The 21110-nt window shown below is 67.0% G+C and carries 19 protein-coding genes; 11 read left to right on the top strand and 8 right to left on the bottom strand.

Annotation, left to right across the window (positions count from 1 at the left end):
- Positions 1-14: 14 nt before the first annotated feature.
- Positions 15-686, bottom strand: a complete 672-nt coding sequence (locus tag HWX87_RS05405) for a DUF3313 domain-containing protein (RefSeq protein ID WP_176046129.1) — start codon at positions 684-686, stop codon at positions 15-17.
- 385 nt (positions 687-1071) lie between these two features.
- On the opposite strand from HWX87_RS05405, the gene HWX87_RS05400 reads away from it, so the two are divergent.
- Entirely contained in the window at positions 1072-1686 is a 615-nt protein-coding gene (locus HWX87_RS05400; RefSeq protein WP_176046128.1) for a TetR family transcriptional regulator, read from the top strand.
- 122 nt (positions 1687-1808) lie between these two features.
- Here the strand turns inward: HWX87_RS05400 and HWX87_RS05395 are convergent, their stop codons facing one another.
- On the bottom strand, positions 1809-2429 hold the full coding sequence (locus HWX87_RS05395) for a TetR/AcrR family transcriptional regulator (RefSeq protein ID WP_176046127.1): 621 nt from the start codon (positions 2427-2429) through the stop codon (positions 1809-1811).
- Positions 2430-2523: 94 nt separating this feature from the next.
- On the opposite strand from HWX87_RS05395, the gene HWX87_RS05390 reads away from it, so the two are divergent.
- Complete coding sequence (locus HWX87_RS05390; protein WP_176046126.1) at positions 2524-3765, top strand: glycosyltransferase; 1242 nt, start codon at positions 2524-2526, stop codon at positions 3763-3765.
- A 15-nt stretch (positions 3766-3780) separates the two neighbouring features.
- On the opposite strand, the gene hutC is transcribed toward HWX87_RS05390, so the two are convergent.
- The 4 genes from hutC to HWX87_RS05365 all read right to left on the bottom strand — a co-directional run bounded on the left by hutC (position 3781) and on the right by HWX87_RS05365 (position 6796).
- Positions 3781-4476, bottom strand: coding sequence for a histidine utilization repressor (hutC, locus tag HWX87_RS05385; RefSeq protein ID WP_034205366.1), 696 nt, complete (start codon positions 4474-4476; stop codon positions 3781-3783).
- Between the two features lie 182 nt (positions 4477-4658).
- A complete protein-coding gene (locus tag HWX87_RS05380; protein ID WP_176046125.1) occupies positions 4659-5786 on the bottom strand; it encodes a porin in 1128 nt (375 codons plus the stop codon).
- A 137-nt stretch (positions 5787-5923) separates the two neighbouring features.
- Positions 5924-6238 carry a hypothetical protein gene (locus HWX87_RS05375; RefSeq protein WP_244137600.1) on the bottom strand — a complete coding sequence of 105 codons (315 nt, stop codon included), beginning with the start codon at positions 6236-6238 and terminating at the stop codon, positions 5924-5926.
- Positions 6239-6625: 387 nt separating this feature from the next.
- Positions 6626-6796, bottom strand: a complete 171-nt coding sequence (locus tag HWX87_RS05365) for a hypothetical protein (protein ID WP_175845364.1) — start codon at positions 6794-6796, stop codon at positions 6626-6628.
- On the opposite strand from HWX87_RS05365, the gene kdpA reads away from it, so the two are divergent.
- The 9 genes from kdpA to HWX87_RS05320 all read left to right on the top strand — a co-directional run bounded on the left by kdpA (position 6795) and on the right by HWX87_RS05320 (position 17230).
- Positions 6795-8498, top strand: coding sequence for a potassium-transporting ATPase subunit KdpA (gene kdpA / locus HWX87_RS05360; protein WP_176046124.1), 1704 nt, complete (start codon positions 6795-6797; stop codon positions 8496-8498). The two genes, HWX87_RS05365 and kdpA, sit on opposite strands and share 2 nt — an antisense overlap.
- Positions 8499-8508: 10 nt before the next feature.
- The gene (gene kdpC / locus HWX87_RS05355; protein ID WP_176046123.1) at positions 8509-9207 is read left to right on the top strand and encodes a potassium-transporting ATPase subunit KdpC; all 699 of its coding nucleotides are present in this window, start codon (positions 8509-8511) and stop codon (positions 9205-9207) included.
- Positions 9208-9266: 59 nt separating this feature from the next.
- Positions 9267-11315, top strand: a complete 2049-nt coding sequence (kdpB, locus tag HWX87_RS05350; RefSeq protein ID WP_176046352.1) for a potassium-transporting ATPase subunit KdpB — start codon at positions 9267-9269, stop codon at positions 11313-11315.
- Positions 11316-11440: 125 nt separating this feature from the next.
- The gene (locus tag HWX87_RS05345) at positions 11441-13081 is read left to right on the top strand and encodes a DUF4118 domain-containing protein (protein ID WP_244137599.1); all 1641 of its coding nucleotides are present in this window, start codon (positions 11441-11443) and stop codon (positions 13079-13081) included.
- Positions 13078-13800: a response regulator gene (locus HWX87_RS05340; RefSeq protein WP_014900184.1), complete on the top strand. Its 723-nt coding sequence runs from the start codon at positions 13078-13080 to the stop codon at positions 13798-13800. The genes HWX87_RS05345 and HWX87_RS05340 overlap by 4 nt, the downstream gene beginning before the upstream one ends.
- A 281-nt stretch (positions 13801-14081) precedes the next feature.
- A complete protein-coding gene (locus tag HWX87_RS05335; protein ID WP_176046121.1) occupies positions 14082-14855 on the top strand; it encodes an ABC transporter substrate-binding protein in 774 nt (257 codons plus the stop codon).
- 174 nt (positions 14856-15029) lie between these two features.
- Positions 15030-15719 (top strand): ABC transporter permease, encoded by a 690-nt coding sequence (locus HWX87_RS05330; protein ID WP_176046120.1) that lies wholly within the window; start codon positions 15030-15032, stop codon positions 15717-15719.
- Positions 15716-16429 (top strand): ABC transporter permease, encoded by a 714-nt coding sequence (locus HWX87_RS05325; protein ID WP_014900181.1) that lies wholly within the window; start codon positions 15716-15718, stop codon positions 16427-16429. The genes HWX87_RS05330 and HWX87_RS05325 overlap by 4 nt, the downstream gene beginning before the upstream one ends.
- Positions 16430-16462: 33 nt before the next feature.
- Positions 16463-17230 (top strand): ATP-binding cassette domain-containing protein, encoded by a 768-nt coding sequence (locus HWX87_RS05320; protein ID WP_176046119.1) that lies wholly within the window; start codon positions 16463-16465, stop codon positions 17228-17230.
- A gap of 72 nt (positions 17231-17302) precedes the next feature.
- Here HWX87_RS05320 and HWX87_RS05315 read toward each other — a convergent pair whose 3' ends face one another.
- Together HWX87_RS05315 and HWX87_RS05310 are read right to left on the bottom strand one after the other, a co-directional pair.
- Complete coding sequence (locus HWX87_RS05315) at positions 17303-19621, bottom strand: PA14 domain-containing protein (RefSeq protein ID WP_176046118.1); 2319 nt, start codon at positions 19619-19621, stop codon at positions 17303-17305.
- Between the two features lie 384 nt (positions 19622-20005).
- Positions 20006-21046 carry a LacI family DNA-binding transcriptional regulator gene (locus HWX87_RS05310; RefSeq protein WP_176046117.1) on the bottom strand — a complete coding sequence of 347 codons (1041 nt, stop codon included), beginning with the start codon at positions 21044-21046 and terminating at the stop codon, positions 20006-20008.
- Positions 21047-21110 lie beyond the last annotated feature (64 nt).

Here is a 21110-nt window from a genome sequence, read left to right as displayed (position 1 = left end):
TACGCCGGCACGCTTCAGTCGAATTGCGCGACGAGCGCATCGGCACCCTTGTCGATGCCGGTCTTCGCCGCGCTGAGCGCGCCGAAACTCGCGCCGATGTTCATCGCATTCGGATACTGCTTCGTCACGTAGGCGTTGATCAGCCGGTTCGTCGATGCGTCGCGGATCTCCACCGCGTAGATGACCGACCCCGTGAACGCGCCTTCGCGGCCGCGGATTGCCTGCACGCCGTTGTAGACGTTGCCCGCGAGATCGAAATGCGCGAATGCGCCGGCAAACGTCGTCGTCGTGACGGCGCCCGTCAGCGTCAGCTTCACGCGCAGCGTGTCGGGACCCGGCGCGCTCGTCAGCTCGAAGCGCTTGCCCAGCTTCTTCGCGAACGTGTCGCCCATGTACGCGGCGAGCGTCGACTTGTCCTGGTCGGTCAGGTCGCCGAACTGATGATCGGTGCCGCGATAGACGGCGACCGGGTCGAGGATCAGCTTCCGGTACGCGTGCCAGTCCGCCGGCAGCGCGTAGCGGTAGGGCACGCGGCCCGACTTGTCCTGCGGATCGCTGCGCAGGTACGGCGACGATTCGATACCGCTGTAGCGGGCGGGCTGGACGCCGGCGCATCCGGCGAGTGCGACGAGTGCGGCGCAAAGCGCGGCGTTGAGCAGGTGGCTGGGCTTGATCGTTCGGTTCATCTGACTCTCCGGGTCGGGCTTCGCGCCGGTGGAGCCGGTGCGAAGGGGGCAACAGAGTGGCATCGCCACTCGGGTTCATGAAAAAAACCAACCAGACGGTTTGTTTTTGGGGTGCATTGACCGCATGACGATCGGGGACGATGGACCATCCGGCGGCGGTCGTCGGCCGGAAAGCCCGGCCACAGGCGGCCCTTGCGTCGCACCATGCGTTGCGCGACGCGCCCGTCATCCGGCCGGGGCCGATGCGGGAGCCGATCGTAGCACCGCCATTTCCGGATGTAAACCGACCAGGCGGTTTGTTTGTGATAGACTCCGCGCACTTCCTTCATACGATCGCACCGGTACGGTGCGGTCGCATGGCATCACTCCATACCGGGGACAGTTCATGGATAACCCGACGCGTTCCGAGCGAACGCGCACTGCCGCGATCCAGGCGGCGCTCGCGATCCTCGAGCGCGACGGTCCGGGCAAGCTCACGTTCGATGCGATTTCGCGTGAAAGCGGGATCAGCAAGGGCGGGCTGATGCATCAGTTCCGCACGAAAGGCGATGTGCTGAACGCGCTGATGGAACATCAGCAGGACACCTACCAACGCTTCCAGCGCGACTATCTGGCCGCGCGCGATCCGCGCGAAGCGCAGCCGACGCTGTCCGCGCAGATCGCGACGATGCGCGAGGTGATCAACCAGCAGCCGTCGGCGGCGCTCGCAATCATGGCGGCGCTCGTCGAGGATCCCGCGCCGCTGGAGAAGGTGCGGGAGACCGATGCCGGGAACGTGAAGCGCATGGCGGCCGAATCCGGCGATCCCGATCTCGCGCTGCTGCGATGGAAGGCCGCGTGGGGGCTCGCGCTATCGGCGATGTTCGGGCTGTGCCCGCTGTCGGCCGATGAGCGCGCCAGGCTGTTCGACCGGCTGCTCGACGAGACGCAATGGCCGTCGGGCGGTGACGCCGCCGCGCAACGCGGTGCGCCGGCGGCGAACGCGTCGCGGAAAAAATGAAGCGCGCATTGGTCGCATGCGGTGCAGCGGTCGCCCGTTTCGGGCGCTCGTTGCTCGCGGTCGTACTCGGGCGCTTGTAAGCGCAAGAGCGTGTGAATGCCCGATGCGAAGGCGGGCGTTGTTCAGTTTTTCGCTTCCGCACCTTCGATAAACAGCTTCGCGATCGACTGAAACTCCCGTTTCAGCGACAACCCCGGCACGGTCAGCCAGCGCAGCATCGCCGCAAGATACAGGTGGTGGAACCAGGTGGCGAGCTGCTCGGCCTGCAGCGTGCCGTTCAGTTCGCCGGCCCGCTGCCCGGCGACGATCAGTTGCCACCACACCTGCGCGATATCGCTGCCGTTCTCTCCATCAATTTCCGGTTCGACCGCACCGATGCTCACGAGTCGGTGCCGCAGGTACGCGAGCAGGTACGCGGGATGCTGTTCGCACCACGCGGCCGACGCGTCGAGCACGCAGCCGATGCGCGATGCGAAGGTCCTGCGCCGTGCGACGTCGCGCTGCAGATGTGCGAGATCGCGCGCGAGTTCGCCTTCGAGCCAGTGCGCGAGCACGGCTTCCTTCGTCGGAAAGTGGTTGTACAGCGTGCGCTTCGCGACATCGGCCTCGGCCGCAATCTGCTCCATCGTGACGGCATCGTAGCCGTGCGCATCGAACAGGCGCGCGCCGGTGGCGGCGAGATGCGCGAGCATCTGGATGCGTTTGCGTGCGCGGCGGCCCGGATCGTCGGTCGGAATCGGCATGGCGGGGGATTGACTGAAAGTGCACAAGTTGCATTAGTATACGACGTGCATTTTTATGATTCCACCCGTTTCCATCGAGCACGAGGAGTGACGCATGAAGCTCGTCATCGCCACCTACGGCACCGAAGGCGACACGCGCCCGCTCGCGGCGCTCGGCCGTGCGCTGATCGATGCTGGCCATGACGTCCGGCTGCTGGCCGACGCGGCGACGCTCGGGTCGGCCGCCATGCTCGGCGTGCCGTCTGCGCCGTTGTCCGGCGATATCCGCCGCGCGATCGCGCCGGAGGGTGCGCTGGCCGATGCGGTGCGTGGGCGCGGCGGTTTCAACGACACGTCGAAGGCGCTCGCGGCGATCGCGAATGCGAACACGGCTGCGTGGATGCGCGAAGTCGCGGACGCGTCGGACGGCTGCGACGCGATCCTCGTGTCGGGGCTTGCGTCGTTCGTCGGGCTGTCGGTCGCCGAGTATCGCGGTGTGCCGGCGATCGGCGCCGGAATGATCCCGATCACGCCGACCGCCGAATTCGCGTCGCCGTTCCTGCCGCCGGGGAAGGTGCCGCGCGGGCTGAACCGCGTGAGCCACCGGTTCGTGAACGCGCTGCTGTGGCAGGCGTTCAGGAAGTCGACGAACGCGGCGCGCGCCGGCGTGTGCGGGTTGCCGCCGCGCAAGCACGTGTGGAACGATCATCCGATGCTGTACGGTGTGTCGCCGGCGCTGCTGTCGGGCCCGACCGACTGGCCGTCGAATGTGCAGGCATGCGGCCAGTGGCGGATCGATGCGCGTGCATGGGCGCCGCCCGCCGATCTTTCGGCGTTTCTCGAATCGGGCGATCCGCCCGTGTACATCGGATTCGGCAGCATGGCCGGCTTCGACCGGGCTGCCATGGTCGACGCGCTGAACCATGCGCTCGCCGGCCGGCGCGCACTGTTCTATCCGGGCTGGAGCGGCATCGACGCGTCGATGCTGCCGGCACACGTCCGCGTGATCGGCGACACGCCGCACGACTGGCTGTTCCCGCGCGTATCGATGGCGATTCATCACGGCGGGTCGGGCACCACGCATTCGGCTGCGCGTGCCGGGATTCCGTCGGTCGTCGTGCCGTTCGCGGGCGATCAGTTCTTCTGGGCGAACCGGTTGCAGCGACTCGGTGTGGCCGATGCGCCAGTGGCGGGGCGGCGCGTGGATGCGGCGGCGCTGGCGCGGGCCATCGCGTTTGCTGATCGCGGCGAGACGCAGGCGCGCGCCACGGAACTCGGTACGCGCATCGCGCAAGAGGACGGTTTGACGCTCGCCGCCAGTGCGATCGAGCGATGGGGGCGCGCCGCAGCGCGGTGAACCCGCGCCGCGGGATCAGAAATGCCCGGTGAACCGGTAACGGCTGCCCGGGTGCCACAGATTGGCGACCGACGCGACCATCCCCTGCGACCACGTGCGCCGATGCAGCAACAGGCACGGCTCGCGGTCGTCCATCGTCAGGTGGCGGCGCGTTTCGGCGTCGGGCATCGCGGCCTCGATCCGGTATTCGACGCGCTGCAGCGGCGCGACGCGCGTCAGGTACTGGTTCGGCGTCGTCGTCGTGAAGTCCTGCAACGCATATTCCGGCGCGCAGGCCGGATTGACCCAGCGTTCCTCGAGCTGCACGGGCGTGTCGTTCTCGAAATGCAGCACACGCGAATGGAAGATCGGGCTGCCCGTATCGAGCTGCAGTTCGTCGGCGAGCTTCGCATCGGCGACGGCCGCGCCGACCTGCAGCACCTGCGCGCGATAACCGTGGCCGCGCGCGGCGACTTCGTCCGAGATGCTGCGGATCGCGACGAGCGTCGATTCGTACTTCGGCGATGCGACATACGTGCCCGAACCGCGCGTGCGCGTGAGCACCTGTTCGGCCGTCAGTTCGCGCAGCGCGCGGTTCACGGTCATCCGTGCGACGTTGAATTCGCGCGCGAGTTCGTTCTCCGACGGCACCTGGTCACCTTCCGCCCACTCGCCGGCATGAATGCGGGCGAGGATGAAGTCCTTGATTTCCTGATAGATCGGTGTGGTCATGAGATCGCGATTCCAGAGTCGGCGGCGGCTCGCTGCCGAATGCCGATCCGGCGCGCGCCCGGCGCCGAGTGTACCGGTTTCGCGGGCGAGCGGGCCCGGATTCCCCGAATGATCCCTGTTCGGCCGGCGCGCGTCCATGCGGGATTGCACAGAGCGGCCGGCCTTCGACCGCCGGCGTGTGGTCAGAACCGATGCCGGATGCCGACCGTCGCGACGACCTGCGTGTTCGTCGACGAAGCCGCGAGCCCCGTCACGTTCGCGAACCCGAGCGTCGCGCCGGACGGCACGCCGAACTGGTGCTGGTACACGGTTTCCGCATACACGTCGGTGCGCTTGCTCAGCGCGTAATCGGCCATCAGCGTCACCTGGTGCCATTTCGGCCGGTGGCTGCCGGTTGCGTCGTCGTAGCGGCCGTCGCTGAACGTATACGCGCCCGCGAGCGAGACGGCCGGCGTCAGCGCGTAGCGCGCGTTGACCTCGTAGTTGTCGAAGCGCAGCGCATTCAGCGCGCCGGGCAGCGACGACGCAGCCGTTTCGTCGAACATCGAATGCGTCCACAGCGCGCCGACCGTCAGCCGGTCGAACGCGTAGCTGCCGCCCGCGCCCATCACGCGCTGGCGCACGGCCGGGAAGTTCGCGCCGTCGTTCGTCGACAGTGCCCCGCCGGCCGTCAGCCCGCCGCGATTGAGCTGCAGGTACGCGGCGCCGAGGCTGACCGGCCCGTTCGCATACGACACGCCCGCGCTGTACGCGCGGTTGTTCGCGAAGCCGCCCGCCGCGTTGCTGAACCCGTACAGGCCGCCGAACTGCCAGCCGGCGAGCGTCGGGCTCGTGTATTTCACCGCGTTGTCGATGTAGAACGAATCGTCGATGTTGTCGTTGTCGAACGGATGCGACGCGAGGTTGTTGCCGTCGCCGTTGTTCGCCATCGCGAGCGGGCCGAGATAGTCCACCACCGCGTCGTACTGGCGGCCGAGCGTCAGCGTGCCGTACCGGTCGCTCTGCAGGCCGACGTACGCGCGGCGGCCGAACATCGTGTTCTTGTAGGACTGCGTGCCGTTGTTCAGGTTGAAGCCGTTCTCGAGGCGGAACAGCGCATGCAGGCCGGCGCCGAGATCTTCGTTGCCGCTCAGGCCGAAGACGGTATTCGACAGCAGGCCGCTGCCTTGCTGCCAAGCGCTTTTGCCCGACTGGTTGTTCGTATAGGCGATACCGGCATCCAGCATCCCGTAGAGCGTGACGCTGCTTTGCGCATGCGCGGCGGCGCCGAAGAAGGCGAGGGAGAGGGTACCGACGACTGCTTTTTTCATTGCGTGTGCTTCCTGGAAAGGCCCGTTGCGACGGGAACGACGATTCGTCGCGCGCATCCGTGCGGACACGCGCGTTCGAATCGATGAAAAGGGAGGCGCGCGTGACGCGGGTCACGCGCGGCCGCGGCGAATGCCGACTAGTGCTGCAACAGGCGGATCGTGCCGAACTCGGCGGCCGGCAGCAGGCGGAGGATCGACAGGATCGCGGGCGATGCCTGCGACCGTGCGACTTCGAGCTCGATGCACGCGCGCCCGGTGCGCCGGTCGATCGCGGCCGTGTAGAAATTGAGCGCGGCGCCGACGGCCTGATGCAGCCGGCGTCGCACGGCCGCGAGGTTGTCCGATTCGACGCGGATCGACAGCAGCACGAGGTCATCCGCGGGGAAGCGACGCCGCGAACGCACGGGTGGCAGATCGTGTGAAGCAGCGGATTCGGTTCTGGTCGGTTTCATGCTTTCTTCCCCTGGTCGCATCGTGCTCCGCAACGCGAAAAGCTCGTCCTAGACATGGCGCTCATTTTAAGAATCGCGATGACGATACGGTGTATAGACTCGCCCCGGCCCTGAAAAGAACCCATAAAAACGCAGTGCGCGCCGGCTTTCGTCTTTACGGCTTTTTTATTCCCTGCAAGGAAATTGAACACCGCTTTGATACGCGGATTTCTACACTGTCGCATCCCATTCGCCAGATGAGCATGGGGGCGTCACCGGGGGTTGTGCCGACACGGCATGGCCCGCTACGGCGACGGTAGCGCGGCGTTGCCGCGCATACGAACAAAAGGGGAAAGCCATGTTGTGGATCACCGGCGCGCTATCGCTCGCGCTCTTTATCTATCTGTTTCATGCGTTGATCAAGCCCGAGCGGTATTGATCGGCGCGATTCAACAGGAATTCGAAAATATCGGTGAATGTCATGAGCGATCTGCTTTTCATTTTTTTCACGCTCGCGTTCTTTGCATTGACGGCCGGTTTCATCACCGGCCTCGACCGGATCTGAGCGAGCGTCGACATGTTCAACAATCTCATTCAATTCGCGATCGTTCTCGCGATCATGCTGGCGCTGGTGCCCGTCGTCGGGAAATGGCTTGCGCACGCCTTCACGAGCCCGCGCCACGCGTGGGTCGAACGCCGCACCTATGCGCTGCTCGGCGTGAACCCCGACGAAGCGATGTCGTGGCAGCGCTACGGCATGGTGCTGCTGCTCAGTAACGCCGGGATGATGCTGCTCGGCTACCTGCTGCTGCGTATCCAGGACGCGCTGCCGTTCGATACGCTGCAGCGCGCGTCGCAAAGCCCCGACCTCGCGTTCAACACGGCCGCGTCGTTCATCACGAACACGAACTGGCAGGCGTATGCGGGCGAAAGCAGCCTGTCGAACTTCTCGCAGATGGCCGTCATCACGTTCCTGATGGTCGTCAGCGCGGCGACTGGCGTCGCGGCCGCGGGCGGCTTCATCCGCGGGCTGAGCCGCAAGAGCGCGGCCGACATCGGCAACTACTGGGTCGACTTCACGCGCGTGACCTATCGCGTGCTGCTGCCGCTCAGCTTCGTGATGGCGCTCGTATACGTATGGCAGGGCATGCCGCAGACGCTCGCCGCCGATGCATGGGCGACCACGCTCGAAGGCGCGCGCCAGCAGATCGTGATGGGGCCCGTCGCGAGCCTCGAGTCGATCAAGCATATCGGCACGAACGGCGGCGGCTTCTTCAGCATGAACGCCGCGCATCCGTTCGAGAACCCGACGCCGCTCACCAACACGCTGCACATGCTGTCGATGCTGCTGATCCCGTCCGCGCTGACCTATGCGCTCGGCACGATGATCGGCCGGCGCCGCCAGGGCTGGGTGATTCTCGGCGCGTTCGTCGTGATGTTCGTCGGCTTCCTCGCCGTGATCTATTCGGCCGAGCAGCACGGCAATCCGCTCCTGACCGGGCTCGGCGTCGACCAGCAGATGAGCGCCGCGCAGCCGGGCGGCAACATGGAAGGCAAGGAAATGCGCTTCGGCATCGCGCAGACGAGCCTGTTCGCGACCGTCACGACGGCCGCGACCACCGGTTCGGTCGATGCGATGCACGACTCGCTGACGCCGCTCGGCGGGCTCGTGCCGATCGCGCAGATGATGCTGAACAACGTGTTCGGCGGCGACGGCGTCGGGCTGATCAACCTGTTCACGTTCGCGATCCTCACGGTGTTCCTGGTCGGGATGATGATCGGCCGCACGCCGGAATTCCTCGGCAAGAAGATCGAGGCGCGCGAGATGAAGTTCGTGATGCTCGCGGTGCTCGCGCATCCGTTCAGCATCCTCGGCTTCACCGCGCTGGCCGCGATGCTGCACTCGACGATGGACAGCCTCGCGAACCTCGGCCCGCACGGCTTCAGCGAAGTGCTGTATGCGTACACGTCGGGTACGGCCAACAACGGTTCCGCGTTCGCCGGGTTGAACGCGAACACGCCGTTCTTCAACACGACGATCGGCTTCGCGATGCTGATCGGCCGCTACCTCACGCTGCTGCCGATGCTCGCGGTCGCGGGCAGCCTCGCCGCGAAGAAGCGCGTGCCGGAAAGCGCGGGCACGCTGTCGACGTCGACGGGCCTGTTCGCCGGCCTGCTGGTTTTCGTGATCCTGGTGGTCGGCGGTCTCACGTTTCTGCCGGCGCTCGCGCTCGGCCCGGTCGTCGAGCACCTGCTGATGTCGGGCGGCCAACTGTTCTGAGGGAAACATCATGATGCAAGGCAATCGCCAGGCAGCGGCCGCCGCCGCGCCGGCACCCGGTTCTTCGTTCGGCGCGGCGACGCGCGGCCTCGTGCGGCCCGTGATCGCATCGTCGGTGCTGTTCATGCTCGTCACCGGCCTCGCGTATCCGCTGCTCACCACGGGCGTTGCGAACGTGCTGTTCCCGTCGCAGGCGCGCGGCAGTCTCGTGCAGCGCAACGGCACGACGGTCGGCTCGGCGGTGATCGGGCAGCCATTCACGCGCGCCGGCTACTTCCACGCGCGGCCGAGCGCGACGGTCGGCACCGATCCGGCCGATCCGTCGAAGACGGTCGACCAACCGTACAACGCGGCCGGCAGCGGCGCCAGCAACCAGGGTGCGACCAGCAAGAAGCTGCTCGCCGACATCGCGCAGCGGGTGCGCGCGTACCGCCAGGAGAACGCGCTCGCCGACGGCACGCCGGTGCCGGTGGACGCCGTCACCGCATCGGCGTCCGGGCTCGATCCCGAGATCTCGGTCGCGAACGCGCGGTTGCAGGCGGCACGCGTCGCCCATGCACGCGGCGTCGATGCCGCGCAGGTGGCGACGCTCGTCGATCGTATCGCGTCGCCGCGCCAACTCGGCGTGCTCGGCGAACCGCGCGTGCGCGTGCTCGACCTGAACCTCGGGCTCGACCGCACGTTCGGCCACGCGGCCGGCGTGAAGTAATGGCAGGAACCACGGAGTCACTCATGTCCCATATCGAAACCCCGATCAATCCGGCGGCGATGCCGGTCGGCGCCGTGCCGCCGATGCGCTGGACGGCGGTGCTGCGCGAGGCGTTCCGCAAGCTCGCGCCGCGCGTGCAGTTGAAGAACCCGGTGATGTTCGTCGTCTATCTCGGCAGCATCGTCACGACCGTGCTGTGGCTGCAGGCGCTGACCGGCACCGCCGACGCGCCGGCCGGCTTCATCTTCGCGGTCGCGTGCTGGCTGTGGTTCACCGTGCTGTTCGCGAACGCGGCCGAGGCGCTGGCCGAAGGGCGCGGCAAGGCGCAGGCCGACGCATTGCGGGCGGCGCGCAAGCGCGTGTACGCGAAGGTGCTCGACGAGCCGAAGCAAGCCGGCAGCACCAGCCATCGCGTACCGAGCGACGAACTCGCGGCCGGCAGCATCGTGCTCGTCGAGGCCGGCGACACGATTCCGGCCGACGGCGAAGTCATCGACGGCGTCGCGTCGGTAGACGAGTCGGCAATCACCGGCGAATCCGCGCCGGTGATCCGCGAGTCGGGCGGCGATTTCTCGTCGGTGACGGGCGGCACGCGCGTGCTGTCCGACTGGATCATCGTGAAGATCACCGCGCAACCGGGCGAAGCGTTTCTCGACCGGATGATCGCGATGGTCGAAGGCGCGAAGCGCGGCAAGACGCCGAACGAGATCGCGCTGACGATCCTGCTCGTCGCGCTGACGATCATCTTCCTGCTCGTATGCGTGACGCTGCTGCCGTTCTCGCAGTTCAGCGTGCTGCTGAACGCGTCGGGCTCGGCCGTGAGCCTGACCGTGCTGATCGCGCTGCTCGTGTGCCTGATCCCGACGACGATCGGCGCGCTGCTGTCGGCGATCGGCATCGCGGGGATGAGCCGCATGATGCGCGCGAACGTGCTCGCGACGTCGGGCCGCGCGATCGAGGCGGCCGGCGACGTCGACGTGCTGCTGCTCGACAAGACCGGCACGATCACGCTCGGCAACCGCGAGGCCGTGCAGTTCCGGCCGGCGCCCGGCGTGGACGAGCGCGCGCTGGCCGAGGCCGCGCAACTGTCGTCGCTGGCCGACGAAACGCCCGAGGGGCGCTCGATCGTCGCGCTCGCGAAGCAGCGCTTCTCGCTGGACGTGGCGGCCGCCGACGGCAGCGTCACGGTGCCGTTCAGCGCACGCACGCGGATGAGCGGCCTCGACATCGGCGAGCGCCAGGTGCGCAAGGGTGCGGCGTCCGCGATCCGCGCGCATGTCGATGCGCTCGGCGGCGTGTTTCCTCAAGCGGTCGAAACGGCCGTCAACGGCATCGCGCGGCGCGGCGGTACGCCGCTCGTCGTCGCCGATGGCTCGACGGTGCTCGGCGCGATCGAGCTGAAGGACATCGTCAAGCACGGGATCGCCGCGCGTTTCGCCGAGTTGCGCAAGGTCGGCGTGAAGACGGTGATGATCACCGGCGACAACCGGCTCACCGCGGCCGCGATCGCGGCGGAAGCCGGTGTCGACGACTACCTCGCCGAAGCGACGCCCGAAGACAAGCTGCGGCTGATCCGCGAGCACCAGGCGAAGGGCCATCTCGTCGCGATGACGGGCGACGGCACCAACGACGCGCCGGCGCTCGCGCAGGCCGACGTGGCCGTCGCGATGCACAGCGGCACGCAGGCGGCGAAGGAGGCGGCCAACATGGTCGACCTCGACAGCAACCCGACGAAGCTGATGCAGGTGGTCGAGGTCGGCAAGCAGATGATCATGACGCGCGGCGCGCTGACCACCTTCAGCGTGGCGAACGATCTCGCGAAGTATTTCGCGATCATCCCGGCCGCGTTCGTCGCGACCTATCCGGCGCTCGGCGCGCTGAACGTGATGGGGCTGCACAGCCCGACGTCGGCGATCCTCTCGGCGGTGATCTTCAACGCGCTGATCATCGTCGCGCTGATTCCGCTCGCGCTGAAGGGCGTGACGTATCGCGCGGAGCCGGCCGAGAAGCTGCTGGGGCGCAACCTGCTGATCTACGGGGTGGGCGGGATCGTCGCGCCGTTCATCGGCATCAAGCTGATCGACATGCTGTTGACGCCGTTTATCTGACCGAACGCGCCGTCGCGGCCCCGTTCACGCCTTCGCGGCGTGCGCGGGGCCGTTCGGCGTTTTTATTGCCGGAAGCGATCATGGATGTGAATGTGAACGTGAACGAAGCGAATCGGCGGACGAGGATGCCGCCGGAATCCGCCGCGGGCGGCGACCGCTGGCGTGGCATGCTGCGCGCCTGCGCGGCGATGGCCGACCGCATCGCGGGCGCCGGGCCCGATACGCAGCCCGCGCTGGCCGTGCGCGAGGCGCGCCCGCGCACGCACGTGTGGGTGTCGCGGCACGCGGTGCCGCTGCTGCTGGCCACGCTCGTCTGCGCGCTGGCGACGCTCGCGGCGAGCGCGCTGCTGCGCGTGTTCGACCTGTCGAACGTCGTGATGCTGTTCCTGATGACCGTCGTGCTGATCGCGCTGCGGCTCGGCCGGCTGGCCGGCGCATGGGCCGCGTTCGTCTGCGTCGGCTGCTTCGACTTCTTCTTCGTCGAGCCGAGGCTGTCGTTCGCGGTGTCCGATACGCAATACGTGTTCACGTTCGCGCTGATGCTCGCCGTCGCGCTCGCGATCGGCCAGCTCGCGGCACGCCTGCGCGCGGAGGCACGCGCCGCGCGTGCGAACGAGAAACGCTCGGCTGCACTCGCGCGCGTCGCGCACGATCTGTCGGCCGCGATCGAGACCGACCAGATCGCATCGATCTGCACCGGCACGATCGCGCCGCTGCTCGGCGTGCGTGTCGCGCTCGTGCTGCCCGATGCGGACGATCACCTGACGCCGGCGCGGCATGCACGGTTCGTCGAAGCGCCGACCGCACGCTGGGTCTACGAGCATGCACGCGCTGCCGGTTGCGGGATGCCGCCGTTCGAGCGCGCGGCCGCGCAGTACCTGCCGCTGAAGGCGCCGATGCGCGTGCGCGGCGTGCTCGTGCTGTTCGGCGATGCGCAGCCGGTGCCGACCGATCCCGACGATCGCCGCCTGATCGACGCGCTGTGCTCGTCGATCGCGATGGCGCTCGAACGCGTGCACTACGTCGGCGTCGCGCAGCACACGCTGGTGCGGATCGAAGGCGAGCGGTTGCGCAATGCGCTGCTCGCCGCCGTGTCGCACGACCTGAAGACGCCGCTCACCGCGATCCGCGGGCTCGCCGAAACGCTGGAACGGCCCGAGCGGCTCGCTGACGGGCAGCCGGCCGCGCTCGCGCACGGCATCCGCAACCAGGCCGAGGCGCTGCACGGGCTCGTCGTGAACCTGCTCGATCTCGCGCGCATGCAGAGCGAGGGCGTGCGGCTCAATCGCGAGTGGCACATGCTCGACGAGATCGTCGGCAGCGCGCTCGCGCATTCGGCCGGCGTGCTGGCCGGCCGCGACGTGAGCGCCGACCTGCCGGCCGACCTGCCGCTGATCGACGTCGACGCGCTGCTGATCGAGCGCGTGCTGATGAACCTGCTCGACAACGCCGCGAAATACGCGGGCGCGGAAGCGGCCGTGTCGGTGCGCGCGCGCGTGTTCGGCGAAACGCTGTACGTGTTCGTCGAGGACGACGGGCCCGGTTTCATCGCGCGCAACACCGAGCCGCTGTTCGAGCCGTTCGAGCGCGAACGCAAGGAATCGTCGATCAGCGGCGTCGGGCTCGGGCTCGCGCTGTGTCGCAGTATCGTCAACGCGCACGGCGGCTCGATCCGCGCAGTGCCGCTCGCTCCGCACGGCGCGCGGTTCGAGATTCGTCTGCCACTGGGCGCGCCGCCCGACATCGAACCCGAGAGCCGGACATGATCAGATCGCGCGTACTCATCGTCGAGGACGAAGCGGATATCCGCCGCTTCGTGCGGATGGCGCTGGAACAGGAGGGGCTCGACACCTGCGAGGCGTCGACGGCCCGCGAGGCGCGGATGTATGCGTCGAGCAGCAAGCCCGATCTCGTGATCGTCGATCTCGGGCTGCCGGACGACGACGGCAAGACCTTCATCCGCGAGTTGCGCGAATGGTCGACGGTACCGGTGATCGTGCTGTCCGCGCGGCAGCAGGAGGTGGAGAAGGTCGCGGCGCTCGATGCGGGCGCCGACGATTACCTGCCCAAGCCGTTCGGCGTGCCCGAACTGCTCGCGCGGGCGCGGGCGCAGTTGCGGCGCGCGGCGTTCGTGACGGCCGACGGGCAGTCGTCGTCGATCGTGCGGTTCGGCGACGTGACCGTCGATCTCGGCCGGCACGAAGTGGCCCGTGGCGGGGAGCCCGTCCATCTGACGCGCCTCGAATTCCGGCTGCTCGCCGCGCTGATCCGCGCGCGCGGCGGCGTGGTCGCCGCGCGGCAGTTGCTGGCCGAGGTGTGGGGCATCCATGACGCCGATCGCGCGCACTACGTGCGCGTGTACATGACGAACCTGCGGCAGAAGCTCGAGCCGGTGCCCGCGCGGCCGCGGCACCTGCTGACGGAGTTGCAGTTCGGCTACCGGCTGGTCGGTCTGGAAACGGTCGGCTTGCCACGGGAGGTATAGACAGGCTTCGCGCCTCGTCCGGCTGCCGCCTTACGCCGCGAGAAAGCCGGAATTCAGCATCATGTAATCGATAATTAATTGAAAATTAAGGAAAATCGCAGCCCACGGCAAGAATCCGCCGACAATTAGAGATAAACACGGATTGCTGGCTCTACCCCGGAAAAGGCAAAGTTGTATGTACAACTTGGGGCGTCGCCGGGAGAGGCGATTCCCGGGTTGGAAGGGTTCACGGCGGGCAGTCCGACCGGAACCCGGCCCAGTTCGCCTCTGACAGGAACGCCATGAAGAAACTCGCGCTCAGTATTGCCCTTGCCTGCATCGCGGTCGGTGCCCACGCCAAGGATTGGTCGACGATCCGGTTCGGCGTCGACGCCAGCTACCCGCCGTTCGAATCGAAGGACGCAAGCGGCAAGGTCGTCGGCTTCGACGTCGATCTCGGCAACGAGATCTGCGCCCGCCTGAAGGCGAAATGCGTGTGGATCGAGAACGACTTCGACGGGATGATCCCGGCGCTGAAGGCGAAGAAGTTCGACGGCGTGCTGTCGTCGATGTCGATGACGCCGGCGCGCGCCGAGCAGATCGCGTTCTCCGACAAGCTGTTCAACACGCCGACGCGCCTCGTCGCGAAGAAGGGCGCGAACCTGCAGCCGACGGCCGAATCGCTGAAGGGCAAGTCGGTGGGCGTCGAGCAGGGCACGATCCAGGAAACCTACGCGAAGGCCTACTGGGCGCCGAAGGGCGTGCAGGTCGTGCCTTACCAGAACCAGGACGGCGTGTACCAGGACCTGATGTCCGGCCGCCTCGACGCGGCGCTGCAGGACGCGGTGCAGGCCGATATCGGCTTCCTGAAGACGCCGCGCGGCGCGAACTTCGAATTCGCCGGCAAGGACATCGACGATCCGAAGACGCTCGGCAACGGCGCGGGCATCGGCCTGCGCAAGGACGATGGCGACCTGAAGGCGAAGATCGACCATGCGATCGCCGACATCATCAAGGACGGCACGTACAAGAAGCTCGAGAAGAAGTACTTCGCGTTCGACGTCTACGGCGGCTGACCCACCATGCGGCGCGCACCGGCTGTGGCGCGCGCCGCGTCTGTCGTGGGTGCAACCCGCTTCGCGTGATGCGTTCGACTTGATGAGCAGCCTGCATCAGGTAGTGCGCAGATATCGTTTGATGCGCGGCTAATGGCTATTGACAATCCAGCCACCTCGTTCTGGATCCCTCATATGATCTTCCAAGGATTTGGCCCGCTGCTGTGGGCCGGTACGGTCGAGACCGTGAAGCTCGCGGTGCTGTCGCTCGCCGCGTCGCTCGTGCTGGGCCTCATCGGCGCGAGCGCCAAGCTGTCGACGAACCGTGTGCTCAAGTCGATCGGCACCTTCTACACGACGCTGATCCGCGCGGTGCCGGACCTCGTGCTGATGTTGCTGCTGTTCTACGGGATCCAGATCCTGCTGAACAACTTCACCGACATGCTCGGCTGGGACCAGATCGACATCGACCCGTTCGTGGCCGGCGTCATCACGCTCGGTTTCATCTACGGCGCGTACTTCACCGAGACGTTCCGCGGCGCGTTCCTCTCGGTGCCGCGCGGCCAGCTCGAAGCCGGCTTCGCGTACGGCATGAGCGGCTGGCGCGTGTTCCGCCGCATCCTGTTCCCGCAGATGATGCGCTTCGCGCTGCCCGGCATCGGCAACAACTGGCAGGTGCTCGTGAAGGCCACCGCGCTGGTGTCGATCATCGGCCTCGCCGACGTCGTCAAGGCATCGCAGGACGCGGGCAAGAGCACGCTCGATTTCTTCTTCTTCACGCTGGCTGCGGGCGCGATCTACCTCGCGATCACGACGGTGTCCAACCTCGTGCTGCATCACCTCGAGAAGCGTTATTCCGTCGGTGTCCGGAGGCTCGCACTGTGATCGAACTCGTCAGCCAGTACTGGCAAAGCTATCTCTATACCGACGGCTACCGCTTCAGCGGCCTCGCGATCACGCTGTGGTTGCTGGTGGTGTCGATCGCGCTCGGTTTCGCGCTCGCCGTGCCGCTCGCGATCGCACGCGCATCGTCGAACCGCTGGATCTCGGGCCCCGTGTGGCTCTACACGTACGTGTTCCGCGGCACCCCGCTCTACGTGCAGCTGCTGATGTGCTACACGGGCATCTACAGCCTGCAGGTCGTGCACAACCACGTGCTGCTCGACACGTTCTTCCGCAACGCGATGAATTGCACGCTGCTCGCGTTCGTGCTGAACGAATGCGCGTATGCGACGGAGATCTTCGCGGGCGCGATCAAGTCGACGTCGGCCGGCGAGATCGAGGCCGGCATGGCCTACGGGATGTCGCGCTTCAAGCTCTATACGCGCATCATCCTGCCTTCCGCGCTGCGCCGCTCGCTGCCGAGCTACAGCAACGAAGTGATCCTGATGCTGCACGCGACGACGCTCGCGTTCACCGCGACCGTGCCCGACATCCTGAAGGTCACGCGCGACGTCAACTCGGCGACGTACATGTCGTTCCAGGCCTACGGCATTGCCGCCGTGCTGTACGCCGTCGTCGTGTTCACGCTCATCTGGGCGTTCCGCAAGCTCGAGACGCGCTGGCTCGCGTACCTCTCGCCGCGCGGCCATTAACGCATTCGCAAGATTCGCAAGGAAGGACCCAGCATGTACAAGCTTACCGTTGACAACCTGCACAAGAAATTCGGCGACAACGAGGTGTTGAAGGGCGTGTCGATGAAGGCGAAGGCCGGCGACGTGATCAGCATCATCGGCTCGAGCGGCTCCGGCAAGAGCACGTTCCTGCGCTGCATCAACTTCCTCGAGCAGCCGTGCTCGGGGCAGATCACGATCGGCAGCGAGCCGATCCAGACCACGCGCGACCGCAACGGCTCGCTGCGCGTGGCCGACCAGAAGCAGCTGCAGCGGATGCGCACGAAGCTGTCGATGGTGTTCCAGCACTTCAACCTGTGGGCGCACATGACGGTGCTCGAGAACGTGATCGAGGCGCCCATGGCGGTGCTCGGGATCGGCAAGGATGAAGCGATCGCACGGGCGCGCAAGTATCTGGAGAAGGTCGGCCTCGCGTCGCGCGTCGAAGGCATGTATCCGTCGCACCTGTCGGGCGGCCAGCAGCAGCGTGTCGCGATCGCACGCGCGCTCGCGATGGAGCCGGAAGTGATGCTGTTCGACGAGCCGACGTCCGCACTCGATCCCGAACTGGTGGGCGAAGTGCTGAAGGTGATGCAGAAGCTCGCCGAGGAAGGCCGCACGATGGTCGTCGTCACGCACGAGATGGGCTTCGCGCGCAACGTGTCGAATCACGTGATCTTCCTGCATCAGGGGAAGATCGAGGAGGAAGGGAATCCGCAGGAGATTCTCGTGAATCCGAAGAGCGAACGGCTCGGGCAGTTCCTGTCGGGGCGGTTGAAGTAACTTCGCGCGGGTTTGGCGTCGGCGCCCGTGATGCCGTTGCGGCTTCACGGGCGTTGACGCGAATGCGGCCTGCTATTGCGCGAGCGCGTCCGTCAAAGGCCGCTGCGCGACCCGCACGAGATTGTCGCGGCCCGCACCCGGGCTCGACCATTGCAGATGCATGCTGGCCGGCCCGCTCGCATGCACGTACTCCACGCGGATCGGCACGTTCCGCTTCTGCGCGAGGTGGATGCGGCCCTTCGCGGTCGCGAGCCCCGGCTGTTCCTTGTCGATCACCTTGCGCCCGTCGATCCACACGCGCGCGACGTTGTCGCTCGTCACGCTGAACGTGTAGTTGTCGGCCTGCGGAATATCGAGCGCGCCGGTCCAGCGGATCGCATAGTTCGTCGCATTCATTCCTTTCGACGCATCGGGCGAATCGGTGCCGCGCTCGGTGTTCAGGTCGAAGTCGACCAGCGGCGTGATCGACGAGAACACCGGCGTCGTGAACGTCGTGTCGTTGTAGTACGTCGCATTGAGCACGCGCAGCCGCGAGCTGAATGCGCTCGCGAGCGCCTGCACCTCGGCCGTGCTCCACGGATGGCCGTCGGGGTAGAGCGTGCCCTGGAACGGCGTCGCCGGCTCGACGGTCGCCGGCGCGGATGCCGTCTGCCCCCAGTGGAAACGCGTGTTCGTGCGGCCGATCATCAGTTCCCACACGAGGAAGCCGGTCTTGCCGCCGTAGGTCGACGCGATGCCGGCCATCGTCTGTCCTGCCTGGCCGCCCGGCCAGCCGCGCTGCAGCGTTTCCGAATTCAGGCTGTCGAGCAGGCTCGGCGGCAGCGCGTAGTCGGGCGTCGTCGCATTGATCGCGTACGGGTGGAACGCGTGGAAGTCTGAGAAGTAGTCGCCTTCCGGTTCCTGCACGTTCGGCGAATTGATCGGCTGTGTCGCGCCCGCATTCCGGATCGCGATGCGCGCGTCGTTCATCATCAGCGCGCGCGTCGGCTGCAACGCGCCGTTGCCGCTGCAGCCGGGCTCGTTCATCGGTTCCCAGTACAGGATGCGCGGGTCGTTGCGGTGCGCGGACACGAAATCGGCGATGTAGTGCTGCAGGTCCTGCTTGTACGTCGTCGACCCGCCGGCCGCGATCGGCTGCAGGTACTGCTGCTCGACCGACTGCCCGGGCGACTGCACCCAGCGGCTGTTGTGCACGCCGAAGATCGGCGCGGGCTGCGGGCCGTAGGCGGGATCGACGTGCCAGCAATCGTCGTAGAAGATCGGCGCGACCTTCAGGCCATGACGCGCGGCGATCTCGAGCAGGCTGTCGAACTTCGCGAGGAACGCGTCGCGGTCGTTGACCCAGTTCAGGTAGTGCAGGTACACGGTGATCGTGTTCATCCCGTACGTTTGTGCGTAATCGAGCTCGCGGTCGACGATCGCCGGATCGTAGTTCTGCCAGAAGTCGATCGCGTTGACGGCGTTCCACGGGTTGTACACCGCGCCGACCACGCGCGAGAAGTCGTAGGTTGCCGGCGCGACGTCCGGATAGCGGTTCACCGTCACGTTGCTGAATGCGACGCTCGCGCCGAAGCGGCGCAGCCCGAACGCACCCGCGCGCAGCGCGGTCGTCAGGCCGCTCGTCGCGTCGTTGATGCTGATCACCTGCGTGCCGTCGACATCAACGTCGATTGCGTTGTTGCGCGTGACGACCTTCAGGTGATGCGTGCTGCCCGGCACGATCGCGGGCGCCGGATAGTCGATGAAGTCGGTCCAGTTGTTCTGCTCGCGGCCGACCTGCACCACGTGCCGCACCGCGTCGAGCCCGATGTAGTAGCCCGTCAGCGCGTCGGTGCCGACTGCCGGGTTCGTCACGTGCACGATGAAGCCCGCATTCGCGGTATTTGCGCCGGGCGCCGGTGCGCCGATCGTGACGTCCGCTTCGTACGATGCGTGACCGTACGCCGGGTGCTGTGCGTTCGTGACGAGCTTCGCGCCGTCCGTGCTCGTGCCGTCGATCTGGATCGTGTTCGTCCCGCCGCTCGTCCAGGCCGGGCCGTACGTATCGAAGTCGGCGAGCGTCAGCGTTTGCGTGCCGGTCGCGGCCGGCGGCGCCGGCGGTGCGTAGGGCGGCACGCCGCGCGACGACACGCGCAGCGCGGGCGTCGGCCCCGGCAGGCCGAGCGTGACGAGCTGGTTCGGGAAGTGCGACGGGCCGCCGTGCCCGGCATTCATGAAATCGCCGGATGCAGCTGCATTCGCGGCGGCGGCGCTGTCGCTCGACGCGGCGTCGACGGACGCGCGCGCCGCGAGTGCCGATGCGGACGGGGCGGACGAATCATCGCCGCCGCAGGACGCGAGCAGTACGACGACCGCCAGCGCGGCGGGCTTGAGACGAGACGTGATAGTCATTCTGGACTCCGGATGAATGAGGAGAAGCGGACGACTGGTGACTCGATGCGGATGAAGCCGTGCCGGACAGGACGTGTCGCGGAACGGTAGGCGTGTGAGGTGCGGACGGGCGGAGCGGGCAGCGCGGCGGGTTCGCGCGCATTCGCTTCCGGTCACCGTCTCGTCGTGTTGCCGTGTCGTGGCTCGGGGTTCTGCCCGATGCCGACGCAAGTATAGAAATGCTTTTAAATTATTACTAATAATTTAGCGATGGTGTTTACCCTGAAGCAGGCGGCGGCCACGGGCAAGCGGGACGGGAAGGGCGGCGCGGGATGCGCGCGGCAAGGGGAGCGGGCGGCGCATGCGCCGCGCCGTGTGGAATTCAGCGGGAAGGCAGGCGGGTGCTTACGCGCTGGCCGATTGCGCGGCCGTCTCGACGGTGCGCACCGATCCGCGCTCGACCAGCGGCCCGTCGAGCTTGATCGCGCGGCGGCGCACGGGCATCCCGACCGCGCGGTTCTGCTCTTCCTGCAACAGGATCTCGACGGCCCAGCGGCCGAGCTCGTAGTTCGGCAGCACGATCGTCGACAGCGGCGGGTGCGTGTGCCGCGCGATTTCCTGGTCGTCGTAGCCGAGCACCGACACGTCGTCGGGCACGCGCATCCCGAGATGCTTGACGGCCTCGATCGCACCGATCGCCATCAGGTCGTTCGCGCAGAAGATCGCGGTGGGCGGGTGCGGCTCGCGCAGCAGCGACAGCGTCTGCTCGAAGCCCGTATCGGAGCCCCAGTCGCCGTCGCGCACGAGTTCCGGCGCGAACGGGATGTCGGCCGTCGCGAGCGCGGTGCGATAGCCCTTCAGGCGATCCTTGGCGGCGTCCTGCCACGGCTCGCCGTTGACGTAGCCGATGCGCCGGTGGCCCGCGCGCAGCAGGTATTCGGTCGCCGCATGCCCGCCCGCGACTTCGGCCGGCACGATCGACGACAGCCCGCTGTCCGTCGTATAGCAGTTGAGCAGTACGGCCGGCACGCGCAGCAGTTCGGACGGCAGCGTGACCTTGCGCGTATAGACGGTTGCATAGACGACGCCGAGCAGGTTCGGCATCGCGAGCACCGAATCGAGCACCTGGCGCTCGATGTCGACGTTGCCGTGCGTCGAGTACACGGCGAGCAGCTTGCCGTTCGCATAGGCCGCGTCGCGCGCGCCGTCGATGTTGACGACGGGGTGCGGGCTCGTCGAGATTTCGTCGGCGAGATAGACGATCAGGTCGCGCTCGCCGTCGTGCGTCATCGCCACTTCGCGCGGCAGGAAGCGGTAGCCGAGCTCGTGCGCGGTCTTCAGCACCTTCTCGCGCGTGGTGTCCGAGAATTTGGTGCCCGCCGCGTTGTTCAGCACGAGGGAGACGGTGGATTGCGACACGCCGGCAAGCTTGGCGATGTCGGTCATCGTGGGGCGACGTTGAGTAGAGCGTTTCACGGTAGGGGCGCGGTCCGGCCTCGGCAGGATGGAC

This window comes from Burkholderia sp. BCC1644 (genome assembly GCF_902833225.1).
Classification (GTDB): Bacteria; Pseudomonadota; Gammaproteobacteria; order Burkholderiales; family Burkholderiaceae; genus Burkholderia.
The sequence above is the reverse complement of the archived record's forward strand: the minus strand, read 5'-3'. Positions and strand labels throughout refer to the sequence as shown.

Excerpts from the sequence above, each read along its gene's own strand:
- HWX87_RS05365 (WP_175845364.1), bottom strand. The coding sequence starts at position 6,796 with ATGTCGACGCTCGCTCAGATCCGGTCGAGGCCGGTGATGAAACCGGCC.
- HWX87_RS05345 (WP_244137599.1), top strand. The coding sequence starts at position 11,441 with ATGCCGCCGGAATCCGCCGCGGGCGGCGACCGCTGGCGTGGCATGCTG.
- kdpC (WP_176046123.1), top strand. The coding sequence starts at position 8,509 with ATGATGCAAGGCAATCGCCAGGCAGCGGCCGCCGCCGCGCCGGCACCC.
- HWX87_RS05400 (WP_176046128.1), top strand. The coding sequence starts at position 1,072 with ATGGATAACCCGACGCGTTCCGAGCGAACGCGCACTGCCGCGATCCAG.
- HWX87_RS05375 (WP_244137600.1), bottom strand. The coding sequence starts at position 6,238 with ATGAAACCGACCAGAACCGAATCCGCTGCTTCACACGATCTGCCACCC.
- kdpA (WP_176046124.1), top strand. The coding sequence starts at position 6,795 with ATGTTCAACAATCTCATTCAATTCGCGATCGTTCTCGCGATCATGCTG.
- HWX87_RS05335 (WP_176046121.1), top strand. The coding sequence starts at position 14,082 with ATGAAGAAACTCGCGCTCAGTATTGCCCTTGCCTGCATCGCGGTCGGT.
- HWX87_RS05330 (WP_176046120.1), top strand. The coding sequence starts at position 15,030 with ATGATCTTCCAAGGATTTGGCCCGCTGCTGTGGGCCGGTACGGTCGAG.
- HWX87_RS05320 (WP_176046119.1), top strand. The coding sequence starts at position 16,463 with ATGTACAAGCTTACCGTTGACAACCTGCACAAGAAATTCGGCGACAAC.
- HWX87_RS05340 (WP_014900184.1), top strand. The coding sequence starts at position 13,078 with ATGATCAGATCGCGCGTACTCATCGTCGAGGACGAAGCGGATATCCGC.
- HWX87_RS05310 (WP_176046117.1), bottom strand. The coding sequence starts at position 21,046 with ATGACCGACATCGCCAAGCTTGCCGGCGTGTCGCAATCCACCGTCTCC.
- HWX87_RS05380 (WP_176046125.1), bottom strand. The coding sequence starts at position 5,786 with ATGAAAAAAGCAGTCGTCGGTACCCTCTCCCTCGCCTTCTTCGGCGCC.
- HWX87_RS05395 (WP_176046127.1), bottom strand. The coding sequence starts at position 2,429 with ATGCCGATTCCGACCGACGATCCGGGCCGCCGCGCACGCAAACGCATC.
- hutC (WP_034205366.1), bottom strand. The coding sequence starts at position 4,476 with ATGACCACACCGATCTATCAGGAAATCAAGGACTTCATCCTCGCCCGC.
- HWX87_RS05315 (WP_176046118.1), bottom strand. The coding sequence starts at position 19,621 with ATGACTATCACGTCTCGTCTCAAGCCCGCCGCGCTGGCGGTCGTCGTA.
- HWX87_RS05390 (WP_176046126.1), top strand. The coding sequence starts at position 2,524 with ATGAAGCTCGTCATCGCCACCTACGGCACCGAAGGCGACACGCGCCCG.
- HWX87_RS05405 (WP_176046129.1), bottom strand. The coding sequence starts at position 686 with ATGAACCGAACGATCAAGCCCAGCCACCTGCTCAACGCCGCGCTTTGC.
- kdpB (WP_176046352.1), top strand. The coding sequence starts at position 9,267 with ATGCCGGTCGGCGCCGTGCCGCCGATGCGCTGGACGGCGGTGCTGCGC.